The sequence below is a fragment of the Galliscardovia ingluviei genome (genome assembly GCF_014635685.1).
GTDB classification, from domain to species: domain Bacteria; phylum Actinomycetota; class Actinomycetes; order Actinomycetales; family Bifidobacteriaceae; genus Galliscardovia; species Galliscardovia ingluviei.
On sequence record NZ_BMDH01000003.1, the window covers coordinates 167550 to 179322 of the forward strand.

Annotated in this window: 11 protein-coding genes; 3 read left to right on the forward strand and 8 right to left on the reverse strand. The window is 43.5% G+C overall.

Annotated elements, in window-relative coordinates:
* Nucleotides 1-40: 40 nt before the first annotated feature.
* The 6 genes from IEU85_RS06800 to IEU85_RS06825 form a co-directional block, all read right to left on the reverse strand.
* A complete protein-coding gene (locus IEU85_RS06800; RefSeq protein WP_188355495.1) occupies nucleotides 41-646 on the reverse strand; it encodes a DUF624 domain-containing protein in 606 nt (201 codons plus the stop codon).
* Between the two features lie 61 nt (nucleotides 647-707).
* On the reverse strand, nucleotides 708-1904 hold the full coding sequence (locus IEU85_RS06805) for a hypothetical protein (RefSeq protein WP_188355496.1): 1197 nt from the start codon (nucleotides 1902-1904) through the stop codon (nucleotides 708-710).
* Between the two features lie 66 nt (nucleotides 1905-1970).
* Nucleotides 1971-2735, reverse strand: coding sequence for an ATP-binding cassette domain-containing protein (locus tag IEU85_RS06810; RefSeq protein WP_188355497.1), 765 nt, complete (start codon nucleotides 2733-2735; stop codon nucleotides 1971-1973).
* Complete coding sequence (locus IEU85_RS06815; RefSeq protein ID WP_188355498.1) at nucleotides 2735-2932, reverse strand: hypothetical protein; 198 nt, start codon at nucleotides 2930-2932, stop codon at nucleotides 2735-2737. Before IEU85_RS06815 ends, IEU85_RS06810 begins: the two co-directional genes overlap by 1 nt.
* 532 nt (nucleotides 2933-3464) lie before the next feature.
* Nucleotides 3465-4301, reverse strand: a complete 837-nt coding sequence (locus IEU85_RS06820; protein ID WP_188355499.1) for a carbohydrate ABC transporter permease — start codon at nucleotides 4299-4301, stop codon at nucleotides 3465-3467.
* Nucleotides 4301-5155 (reverse strand): carbohydrate ABC transporter permease, encoded by an 855-nt coding sequence (locus tag IEU85_RS06825; protein WP_188355500.1) that lies wholly within the window; start codon nucleotides 5153-5155, stop codon nucleotides 4301-4303. Before IEU85_RS06825 ends, IEU85_RS06820 begins: the two co-directional genes overlap by 1 nt.
* A 412-nt stretch (nucleotides 5156-5567) precedes the next feature.
* Between IEU85_RS06825 and IEU85_RS06830 the strand changes: the two genes are divergently transcribed.
* Nucleotides 5568-6587, forward strand: a complete 1020-nt coding sequence (locus IEU85_RS06830; protein WP_188355501.1) for a LacI family DNA-binding transcriptional regulator — start codon at nucleotides 5568-5570, stop codon at nucleotides 6585-6587.
* A 552-nt stretch (nucleotides 6588-7139) separates the two neighbouring features.
* Here IEU85_RS06830 and IEU85_RS06835 read toward each other — a convergent pair.
* Nucleotides 7140-8471 (reverse strand): ABC transporter substrate-binding protein, encoded by a 1332-nt coding sequence (locus IEU85_RS06835; RefSeq protein ID WP_188355502.1) that lies wholly within the window; start codon nucleotides 8469-8471, stop codon nucleotides 7140-7142.
* 574 nt (nucleotides 8472-9045) lie between these two features.
* Here IEU85_RS06835 and IEU85_RS06840 point away from each other — a divergent pair.
* The gene (locus tag IEU85_RS06840) at nucleotides 9046-9588 is read left to right on the forward strand and encodes a DUF4235 domain-containing protein (RefSeq protein WP_188355503.1); all 543 of its coding nucleotides are present in this window, start codon (nucleotides 9046-9048) and stop codon (nucleotides 9586-9588) included.
* A 67-nt stretch (nucleotides 9589-9655) separates the two neighbouring features.
* Nucleotides 9656-10450: a nitroreductase family protein gene (locus tag IEU85_RS06845; protein ID WP_188355504.1), complete on the forward strand. Its 795-nt coding sequence runs from the start codon at nucleotides 9656-9658 to the stop codon at nucleotides 10448-10450.
* Between the two features lie 136 nt (nucleotides 10451-10586).
* Here the strand turns inward: IEU85_RS06845 and IEU85_RS06850 are convergent, their stop codons facing one another.
* The gene (locus tag IEU85_RS06850; protein WP_229714815.1) at nucleotides 10587-11531 is read right to left on the reverse strand and encodes a nucleoside hydrolase; all 945 of its coding nucleotides are present in this window, start codon (nucleotides 11529-11531) and stop codon (nucleotides 10587-10589) included.
* Between the last annotated feature and the right edge of the window lie 242 nt (nucleotides 11532-11773).

The following is an 11773-nucleotide window of genomic DNA, read 5'->3' on the forward strand; positions in this document are numbered from 1 at the left end:
AGCATTACGCTATAGCCCAGTTTCTATGTGACAATACTTATTATGCTTCGTTAATATATTTGCGCAATGCTCGCTCAAGCAGAGGAATATGCAGCATAATCAGCGTGCCGTAACCAAGCACTACCAATAAAAACAGCCCCTGCGGCATCAGTATCCAGCAAGCGACCAGAAGCCCCACATATACCGCATCCATAGCAATCATCGCCAGCGTATACCCAATATTCGTCACTGAAAATACAAGCGCATTCACCAGCGTACGCCCCACACTATTTTCAAACCGCGCCTGGAGCGCAAATACCCATTCAAAGCCAAACAGCCAAATAATACTGAACCCAAATTTTGGAACAAGCAACGGTGTAATTTGCAAGAATAGCCAAGCGTATACCAGTAACCCACCAGTAACACCATACACTAACCATAATGGCAACGATTGCAACAAGTTGCGCTTCCACGCCTGCACATAATTTGAAAACAGGTGCCCCTCTCCAACAATCGCCTTACGTGCTGCCACATGAGCTGCGGTCAAAGAAGCCCCAGCAGTGATCACAGGGATTGATGTAATAATCAGCAGCACATTAATAAGTATCGCGTCAGTCAAATTACTAAGCCCACGCATCAGCCGCGAGTCCGGAGAAAGAAAATGCATACCACTACTGTACACAATGCTGTGCTTATCTAAAGTCTATTTCGCAGTATTATTTAAGCACCTATATAGTAGCAACCGACATTGCAACACCCAACTCAATAACAGTAACAAGTGAAGCAACAAACTTGCGCGACGATTTTAGTACCTCGCGCTCCGTTTTCCAATTATGCAAAGGTTTACCAACATCCAAAGCAACCGAGATTCCAGCATTCTGCATACAAATAACCAGTGAGGCAATAATATAAATCACGGCTATTGGAGTCGGTAGCAGTATTGCATATACCACGTATTGCGGAATACAAGTTAAGACGCATATTAGGAATAAGTCACTCCAGTAGCGCACCCATAGCGCGGGAGCATGAGGCAGCATGGCTAGCAAACGTTGCGAATCTTTGTTACGAGAAATGATGGTAGTTAGTGGAGAATTAATCCCAATGAGCATAAACGCCAGAGGCATTTGCATTGCACTTTGCGATGTAACGAACGCAAAGAATCCCATAAACAACGCACTCACTATAGTATTTAATTGGGCACTTGTAGAAGTTCGCAATTCTCCCAACACAAGAGAATGCCCAATGAGTTTTTGCACTATTGACCGAGGTTTGCTTGTCGACGTTAATACCGCGGTTTGCCCACTCGACAGACACATAATATTTGAACAAGGCAGTGCCATTGCGAAACAAATAGTAGCAATCGATGCTAGTAAAAGCACACTATCAAAAACCATATGCTGTACTTGATACCGTTGCAAAATCATAGGCAACATCAACAACATACCCATCAGCAACAAAATACTGTATTCCCTAACAGTTTTGAGAAACAGCAAACGCACAGCTAATAGTATACAAGCAATACACGTAACTAAAACTGCAAGAACTGCGATATGCAAATACGCCCAACCTTCCCCAGCATGAGGAAAGTCCATGCTACTTACCGTAAACGCAGTAATCGGGATTAGTATTTCACTTACTACCACCAGCGTTACCGCAAAAGTTAGCGCTACTAGCATTAATCTAGGCTTGTTCGGAGTGAGAATAATAGCTCTCCAAGAGTCAGTGCGTGTCCAAGATTCTGCAGTAAAATATGCGGATAAAGCGCAGGCTAGTTCTATGCCAAATACAAGCATATGCATAGATACTGCGACAGCAAAAAATTGCGAAAACAGGTAGGCGATACAAGAAAAAATTATCGCAGAAAATACTGTATTTTTTGAGATAAATGCACGAACCACATACTTCAACAAAGCAATCGTATTCACTACACAGCTATTCAATCTCGATTGTTTATTTGTAGTATGCACACTCATCTTATACCCATACTCTCGCTAATTACCACTAAGAAGAGCTACTATTGAATCAGCAGTTGCCGGAGTACGGTAACGTGTACTAATTTCACCATCACTAATGATGTACAAATATTCACAACAGCGAGTGAATGTCTGCGCGATATGAGAGCTCACTACAGTACATAATCCACACTTCGTTCTTCGCCGAATCAACTGATATACATATTCAGTCGCTTCAAAATCCAAGAAATCTGTTGATTCATCAAGAATAAGTAAAGGACGCTGTAAAGCAAAAGCTGCGATAAGGTTGCATTTCTTCCTATTGCCACTTGATAGCTCATGAAATGGCGCGTGCACATAACGCCCGACTTGGAACCCGTCAATAAGCTCATGTACTAATGCAGGTTTCAACTTCACTCGGTACGCACTACTCATAAAACTGATATAGTATTCAAGATTCCAAGTCGGGAAACTATGATCTTCTGCAAACGATAGTATGCGACATTGCTTAAAGTCCACAGAATTTAGAGTAATGGAATCACCTAAATACACACACTTCTCATAAGAGACTCCATTTAGTATCCCTGCAATAGCATTAAACAGCGTCGTTTTACCAGCACCATTTTTTCCAAGAATGCCGGTGGCACAACCATTTTCAAAGAGCAGATTGCCTTGTTTAATAATGGGTCGTTGTTTGTTATACCAGCATGAAAACGATTGAAGCTGTAATAGTATATCAGCACAATCACTGATATTTTCTCTGGTGATATTGGTTTTACTATAGTCTATCCCGCCACCATCCATTAGCGCTTCTTACTCTCGCTACTATTTCTGTTTTCGCTAGATTTTTTATAACTCTGCCATGCAGAATAAAGAAAAACCAAAGCTACAATAGCAAATAATATTGCCGAAACATATTGCTGCTTTATGGCAAAGCCTACAGCTCCCCCGGCAAAGCAAAGCATTACAGCCAACCGAAGAAGTAGTTTCTGCGAATCCATATCACTTCTTCCATCAGACTTCACTATCAATATCGAGCATCAGTAATGCCCTTATATGAGTGTAGTGTACACTTTAATAATTCATATATATTCCAAGAACACCATAGTTTCCATAAATTGACCATTTAAGAGGGCAAATCAGGGATCAAAATTAAAAAAATAGTAAAACAAAAAAATTTAGCACATATACAACATATACAAAATGCTACCTGCCACACGCAAATGCAAGTTAGCAAAGCGCGAGACAGATAGCACTGTATTTATTTCATCTGAAATTATTTTTTGACTGGTTAGTCCTTGACGGCCAGCCATTTCTGACTGCTTACGCAGACCACACACTTACCTCACAAGCATGGCTTGCTCGGCTGGGGCTTATTGACAATCCACTGGATTGTCAATATAAGGGTTTTTAACCCTTAACAGCCCCCTCCGACCATTATCGACTGCATACGCAGCCCCAACATTACTTCGCAAACATAGTTTGCTCAGCATGAGCCTCTGGACAGTCCACCGGACTGTCCAGCCAAGGGCTTTAACCCTTAACAGCCCCAGCCATTACACCTTTGACGATGTACTTCTGGCAGATCATGTAGAACACGATAATTGGAATAATTGCCAGCACCAAGCACGCCATCATAGCGCCCATATCAACCGAACCATAGCCGCCCTTCAAATACTGCACAGCTACAGAAATGGTCTTATACTTACTCAAATCAAGAGTTAAGTATGGCAGCAGGTAGTCGTTCCAGATCCACATAGCTTCCAAAATTGCTACAGAAACAATAGATGGCTTCATAATTGGAACCACAATCTGGAAGAAAATACGTGGTACAGAAGCACCATCAATCATTGCAGATTCTTCTAGCTCGGCAGGAATACCCTTGATAACGCCAGTGAAAATAAACACTGCCAAGCCAGCACCGAAGCCCAAGTACACAATGCACAAACCCCATGGCGTATTGAGCTTTAACATATCAGCGAGCTTAGAAAGCGTGAACATTACCATCTGGAATGGCACAATCATATTGAACAGGAACATCACATACAATGCTTTTGCTGCCCAATTATTCACGCGAACAATCCACCAAGCACACATTGAAGTGCACAGCAAAATCAGCACTACAGAGCCGACAGTAATCAGCAGGGTCCAGCCGAAACTTGCAAAGAACTTTGTCGTTTCAATACCACGAGTGTAGTTATCCAAACCAACGAATGCTTTGCCTACTGGCAGAGAGAAGGTGTTAGCAGAAATATAGGTTTTTGATTTGAAGGAGTTGATGAGCACCAGCACAATTGGGAATACCCATGCCAGTGAAATTACAGCAAAAAGCGTGCTCCATAAACCACTGTGCTTTACCTTATCGCCCATTATGCTGCCACCTCCTTGCTTGTGGTGAGCTTATTTTGAATCAGCGCAATCACCGCTACCAAAATGAAGAACAGCACAGCTTTAGCCTGACCGACGCCCTCAAAGCCCATGCGTCCGTAGAATGTACGAGTAATATTCATTGCCAAGCCTTCAGACATGTTACTTGGAGCACCATTAGTCAACGCCAAGTTCTGGTCATACAGCTTGAATCCGTTAGTTACAGTAAGGAATGAGCAAACGGTAATAGAAGGCATCATCAAAGGAATAATAATCTTGAACATCGTTTGCGTGCCGGTTGCGCCGTCCATTTGTGCTGCCTCGAGCACGTCTGTTGGCAACGCTTGCATACCAGCAATATAAATAATCATCATATAACCGATTTGCTGCCAGCACACCAAAATAACCAGACCCCAGAAACCGTAGGTAGCTGAGTAGGTCAATGCGCGAGACCAGTGAGCCAAAATACCATTCAGCAGCAGCAACCAGATATAGCCTAGAATAATGCCGCCGATAAGGTTTGGCATAAAGAATACCGAGCGGTAAATTGTTGAACCTTTAATAGCCTTCGTAAGCATATATGCAATAGCAAAGGCTGCGACATTGATTACAATCGTTGTCACAATGGTAAACGCTGTTGAGAAGCCGAGTGCGTGCACAAACTCTTTATCATGAAGCGCCTTGGTGTAGTTCTTCAATCCTACCCATTCGCCATCTGTTACTGTTGTGAACTCACAGAAGCTCAAATATACGCCCATAATAAATGGCACGACAAAGCCAATTATGAACGCAAGAAATGTCGGCAGTGAGAATAACGCCCACCACCGGCGTATTGCTTTTCCTGCCATGCTAATCATGAAGCACCACCCGCTCCCTTCGTTGGTTTGCCCCACAACCTCGTGTTGCACCGCGATTAGGTCTCTTCTTTATTGAATGCACCATGCATCCAACGCTAATGCAATATGCTAGTTCAGTTTGCAATAAATGTCAAACGTTGTCATAAAAAATGGAATACTTGTGTTTTGCAATTTTTTTTTGCAACACTCAGTGTCATATTTTCCAATGTTTTTCCGAAAAAATCTGCTATAATGAGGTATCTGCAAACGTTTGTAGACCAATCGTTTGCAAAACACTGCAAATCCATACTTTTGTACAAAAAATCGTGTATCCTAGTGGTAGGGTTTGCAAATCATGGTCATTGATATATGCAGATATATGCATCGTTGCTATGTCTGCCATGACACGCATTGTGTATAGAAAAGGGATAGTATGACTAGCAGTATTCAAGATGTGGCACAAGCAGCAGGAGTGTCTATTTCCACAGTTTCTAGGTCCTTCACACGTCCAGACCTTGTTTCTTCTACTACCCGCAAGCGTGTACTAGAAGTCGCCAATCAATTAAATTTCTCCGTTTCCCGATCTGCAGTGGCATTGAAATCAGGAAAATCTCTACGCATCGCAGTCCTGATGAGTGGGCATATCCGCCTTTGGTTTACCGCATCAGTACTTGAAGGTTTGAACGATGTCCTCCATGCAGAAGGCTATGATGTTTCCGTTTTCCCAGTCTCCAGCATTGAAGAACGCAAAGAGTTCTTTGAAATGCTGCCGGTACGCCGCAATGCTGACGCAGTTATTGTGGTGTCGTTCGACATTGATCAGCAGGAAATTCAACAGCTGGCGACGGTTGGAGTGCCAATTATCGGTATTAACTCTCCAAACGCCCAAGAGCGCGGTTTTAGTGCATCCGTAAGCATTAACGATGTGCAGGGATCAAGTATTGCCGCCAAGCATTTACTTACTCTCGGACATCGTTCTATAGCCTATATCAGCACCGACCGCGAGGTTTCACTGTCATTCTCTGTTGGAGGGCGTTTGCAAGCGTTTACTGCCGCCTGCAAGCAAGCCCAAGTTGAGCCTCAGATTTTAGTATGCAAAGTCGATGCAAACGGTCACTATCAAATCGGCGATGTGATCACTCAGTTGATGAGTTTGCCACAAATGCCAACTGCAATCGCTTGCCAAGAAGACGGTATCGCTGTGCCATTACTCTTTCAGCTTGAGCGCAATGGGCTTTCTGTACCTCATGACGTGTCACTGATTGGCTATGATGACAGCTTCTACACTGACGATATTTCACTCACAACTATTCGCCAAGATCCGGTCGGTATGGCACAACAAGCAGCACGCATTGCCCTTGACTTGATTGAAGGACGCACCCCAGAGCAGCTCTTTATTACCTGTGATGCACAACTTGTAGTACGTTCCAGCACAAGCCGACCAATGCGTTAAAAATTTGCGCTATTAATTTGCGTAAATAACTAATGTATTAGCAATATGCCATTGCAGTATCTGACTGCTTCTCATTCATAACTGCATAAATATCAATACACAGACACATAAAAGCCCAAGCAACCTAATACAGGCTACTTGGGCTGTCCTTTTGCGCCTTTACGATGACCATAGTTCTGAGCAAAGATTACTGCGCTACCTGCTGCACTCACTAAACTTACATAATTTACGTCAGCATAATCACTTATATATGCTCTGTATAAAAACATGAACGATATGCGGTCATATTTGCTCGTCAGATTATGCATTGTTATGTGAAGATCCAAAAAAAGCCGCTGATATGCAGGAGAGTCACATCAGCGGCAGCAATCGATTCCATGAACCGAATCATATTCAATTTGGAGGAACAATGAAGGAGTAAATCATGAAGAGTTAAGTTATGCTACGTTACGGAGAGGAGGAATAACGTAGAAGTTTTGGAGTGAGTGGGTCACAATTCAAGAGCTGCAACCCACTCACCATATTAAGTTATCAGTTTGCAATCACTAGGATTTAGTGAGTCTGCTCGTATTCAGTCTTCCAACCGTCCACGAATGCAGTCTTTACAGCATCCCAGTTACCAGTGCCCTGAGCGTACTCAAGAAGAGCATTACCGAGGTTGTTCTTCCAGTTCTCAGATGGCATCATGGTGAAGTTCCAGCTTACTGGAGTCTTGCCGGACTGGCTGTCAGCAACAGCTGCCTGAGTCAATGGGTTATCGCTCTTAATGTCGGAGAAAGTCTTGAATGGGGTAGTCAGACCCATTTCGCTAGACAGAGCCTTCTTACCCTGATCGGAAGTGATGACCCAAGCCAAGAAGTCTTCGGTTGCCTTCTTATCAGCGTCAGAAGCCTTCTCGTTGATGCACCAGTAGTTCTCAGAACCGGTTGCAAGACCCTGCTTCTCTTCGCCAGGAGCGCCGATGTAGATTGGGAGCATGCCAACTTGATCAGCAGTCATGCCAGCCTTCTGCAAATCAGACCAAGCCCAAGTACCATTCTGGTAGAACACAGCCTTGCCAAGTGCGAACTCAGAAGTTGCGTCATCGCCAGTCTTGGAGCTGAGCTGAGTTGGTTCAGTGGTGGAATCCTTCAAGTACAGGTCGAAGATTTGCTTGTACTGAGGCAGGTAAGTGCCCTTGATGGTTGCTGGCTGCTCAGTTACCTTATCCTTGGTGAACTCGTAGTAGAGTGGGAGGTTTGCAAGGTGAGTCTTGAAGCGCCAGTCAGAGCTGGAATCGAAACCAGCAGAGGTGAATGCGCCTTCAACACCAAGATCTGTCTTGTGTTCCTGAATACCGTCTGCAACTTCCTTGAGCTTCTTGAAGGAGTTGATTTCGTCCACAGACTTTACAGCTGCGTCTGGCAGTGCGAAGTACTTCTCAAGCAGTGGCTTGTTGTAAATCAAGCCATAGGTTTCCATAGCATATGGCACGCCAACTACCTTGTTGCCATCCTTAAGAGCCAAGTCTTCGCTGGTCAACTGCTTGTACACTTCAGTGTTGGACATGTCGGCAGTGTACTTCTTCCAATTCTGGTAGCCAACTGGACCGTTAATCTGGAAGAGTGTTGGAGCGTCAGTCTTTGCAATTTCTGACTTCAAAGTCTGCTCATAAGTATTGGAAGCAGCAGTCTGCACCTTAACTTCTACACCCTTTTCCTTGGTGTATTCCTTAGCAAGCGCTACCCACTGGTCTGCTGATTCTGGCTTGAAGTTCAGGTAGTATACCTTACCTTTTCCATCTGCGCTACCGCTGTCGCTTGAACCACCGCATGCTGCGAGCGTACCCAATGACATTGCTGCAATAGCAATCATGCCGATTGCGGACTTAATAGTACGATTCATCGTCGAACCTTTCTCTACATTCCACGACTTGCGAGGAGTGTGTACGCACCCTCGCGAATTCGATACCTCTATTAAACAACAAAAAATGATTTTATGCAAACGATGTCAGTGTTTTTTCAAAAAATTTTTTCTCTGGTGAAAATTCATACTACTAATTTGCAATATACTGTATTTTTCAACTAAATAGAGGATTATTCACTTCCATTTTGTTGATATTTCAACATTTTTATTCAGGTATGTTATGTTAAGCGATTGCAAATTGCCTATATTAAAGTTGCACTTTTTGCAACCGTTTCCAATTGAGAGCGCTCACAAAACACCGAAAGTAAACAAAACTAAACAAATATACAAGTATTTTTGACTGAAAATATGTGTCATAAGTCTATTTTCTATGTTCACAATATGGAAAAATCAATCGATTGCAATTATCGATGGTTGGTATTGCGGAGGAACACAACTATAGGAAAGTATATATGTATATTCTGTTATATCCTTCAAATCCGCACAATAGAAGAATAACTATCAAAGTTAAAGCAGTTAAATAAGAATTCGCAATATCGACTATGATAGAAGCATGAGTAAAGGATCCCAGCCAAAGCATGCACGAAAAGCTCGAGTCACTAGCACACAGACAACACCTGCAACTGCGGCAGAGCAACTGATATTAGGCAAATCTACGTTACCCGATGATGCTGGCACGTATACTGATGCTAGTACTACACTGCATGTTCAGCATAAAACTAGCAGTGATTCTTCAATCAGTCCTCAAGCACAAGATATTGTGGACAAGCTCAATGCAGTAGATGAACGAGTAACACAGCTGCGTGCATCAAGAACTGCTGATCCTGATACCGCACTCGATAAGCTGATTGGCATGGCTGTGCCAAGTCTTGCAGGCATGGTTGCAGGTAAAGTATTTGGCAAACTATGGAATCTAGGTCCTGGCACACCGAAAAAGAGCCACCGAAGTGCTGAAACTGCAAACGTTGAGCGTAACAGTCTGCTTATGGAGCTACTGTTTGCTGCCTGCTCTGCTGCTTTTGTTGCAATCGTTACACAGCTTTCTGATAAAAGCTCCCGTGCCGTTATTAAACGACTGCAACAGCGCCGCAAATAATTTCACCGCATGTATATTTTGCGCATCATATAAGCCGTCAGTTAGTACATAGTGACACAATATGATTATGAGTGAATATACCTTACAAAATAGTACTATTACTACGCTTCTCGAACGACGCTCTATCCGTCAGTGGGCGGATGAGCCGATCCCAGATGATGTGATTGAAACATTGCAGTCTGTCGCCCAGCATGCTCCAACTAGCGAATTTCTTAATGATTGGTCTGCGATTCGTATTACTGACCCAAATGTTGCTGCACAGCTGGCAGAAATTGGCAACCAACCGTATATTGCTCAGGCTCCTCTACTGTATGTTTTTGTAGCAGACGAACATCGCAATATGCAGATTGCACAGTCTCACGATGCTGAATTTACCGAAGATACCGTGTCTTTTACAAGTAGCTATCGTTTTGTTCAGGCACATAATGATGTAATTCTAGCCATGCATGCTATGGAGACTGCTGCAAATTCCCTAGGTCTTGGCTGCGTATACTTGGGATCTATTCTTAACAATATTGATAAGCTCATTGAAATTCTACACCTGCCAAAGTATACATTCCCAGTACTTGGTTTAGCCATTGGCAAGCCTGCTCAAGAACCTATGATTAAGCCACGTATGTCTCAGTCTATGCAGTTCTTTGAGAACCATTATCCAGAGGCTGATGATACTCAGTTCACGCAGCAGCTTAATGAGAATTTAGCTGATTTTGATAAGCGAGTACACCAATATTATGATTTGCGTCATGCTGATCGTCCAGTTGCAGCGTTTAGCGATCAGGTAGTCAAGAATGCTCAGAAGGATCTTTCCAAGAAAAATATTACTACTCCAGCAGCTGCACAGGGCTTCCAGCTGAATAGATAAGCCGGACGTTATAGCTATCGTTCAACTATAGAGTAGTGTATCGGGCTAGTTGCTTAACGTATCTGCAGTAGAGAAAAGCTCGTAGATGTCGGTAGCCGCTAGCCCGATTCAGTAGTGAGCTGTACTAGTTTCTCATTTATGCAGTAATCACATCAACTAAATGTTGTGCTACATCACAAGCAGTGTGCAATACCACTCGCACATGTGCGCCGTCAATATCATGCCATCCTACTCGCTGACCGCGCAAATCGCAGATGAGCTGACCTCTACCCGGCCCTTGTGTATCATCAACAGTCACGGGCGCGCATGGCGCAATGTCAGTTGTAATACCTTCTGCACATAATGCTGCTGCAATAGGATCGTGTACTGCGCTGCACCGTCTGCCGTATTCTGTGGTATAGAAATCAAAATAAAAGTCTAAAATTTGTCCTACTGCTTGCGCCACTGGGTTTGTACTGTGCAACAATGCATGACGGTGTTCTTCTTCAAAAGTATTCGCCATCGTAACGTCAAGCGGCGCAACAGTTATTGGCCAAGATGCTTCAAAAACTATGCGGGCAGCTTCTGGGTCGTTTCCGATATTAGCCTCTGCTACAGCGCTGATATTGCCTGGTACCATGGCTGCACCGCCCATAATCGTCACTGATGCAATGCGTGAAGGAAGTGTAGGGTCGCTTTCTAGTGCCGCTGCAAGATTCGTCAACGGTCCGATAGCTAGAACATGCAGTGTACCAGCATATTCGTGTGAAAGACGCAGAAGCATGTCTTTTGCGTCTTCCTTGACGGGAGTGCGTGAAGTATGGGGTAATTCGATATTGCCTACGCCATTATCGCCGTGTATGTGTTTAACACTATCGTCAAAGGTGTTAACTCTGAAATCTTGCTCTCCTACAGCTACAGGGATATTCGTATATCCTCCTAAATCAAGTAGATCTAATGTGTTTTTAGCTGCTTGATCTGCGCTGGTATTACCGCACACAGATCCAACACCAAGAAGATTAATATTTGGAGAAGCTAATAGATAGGCAAGAGCTAGGGCATCATCGGCACCTAAATCACAGTCAAAATATATGTTTTTCATAAGCATAATCCTATACTGAGTACTCATTTAACTATGCAGGGTTGTGTTTGAGTATAGTTGAAATGTGAGGTTGAGAGCTATAACGTGGTTGATCGAATAAGTCTACATATAGCAATAGGGAGGAAACCTTTGGTTTCCTCCCTATTTTAAGATTAATAACCGTGGCGGTGTGCTACTCTCCCACACCCTACCGAGTGCAGTACCATCGCCGTGCCGGGTCTTGGCTTCCAGGTTCGGAATGG

Excerpts from the sequence above, each read along its gene's own strand:
- IEU85_RS06800 (WP_188355495.1), bottom strand. The coding sequence starts at position 646 with ATGCATTTTCTTTCTCCGGACTCGCGGCTGATGCGTGGGCTTAGTAAT.
- IEU85_RS06810 (WP_188355497.1), bottom strand. The coding sequence starts at position 2,735 with ATGGATGGTGGCGGGATAGACTATAGTAAAACCAATATCACCAGAGAA.
- IEU85_RS06815 (WP_188355498.1), bottom strand. The coding sequence starts at position 2,932 with ATGGATTCGCAGAAACTACTTCTTCGGTTGGCTGTAATGCTTTGCTTT.
- IEU85_RS06820 (WP_188355499.1), bottom strand. The coding sequence starts at position 4,301 with ATGGGCGATAAGGTAAAGCACAGTGGTTTATGGAGCACGCTTTTTGCT.
- IEU85_RS06825 (WP_188355500.1), bottom strand. The coding sequence starts at position 5,155 with ATGATTAGCATGGCAGGAAAAGCAATACGCCGGTGGTGGGCGTTATTC.
- IEU85_RS06830 (WP_188355501.1), top strand. The coding sequence starts at position 5,568 with ATGACTAGCAGTATTCAAGATGTGGCACAAGCAGCAGGAGTGTCTATT.
- IEU85_RS06835 (WP_188355502.1), bottom strand. The coding sequence starts at position 8,471 with ATGAATCGTACTATTAAGTCCGCAATCGGCATGATTGCTATTGCAGCA.
- IEU85_RS06840 (WP_188355503.1), top strand. The coding sequence starts at position 9,046 with ATGAGTAAAGGATCCCAGCCAAAGCATGCACGAAAAGCTCGAGTCACT.
- IEU85_RS06845 (WP_188355504.1), top strand. The coding sequence starts at position 9,656 with ATGAGTGAATATACCTTACAAAATAGTACTATTACTACGCTTCTCGAA.
- IEU85_RS06850 (WP_229714815.1), bottom strand. The coding sequence starts at position 11,531 with ATGAAAAACATATATTTTGACTGTGATTTAGGTGCCGATGATGCCCTA.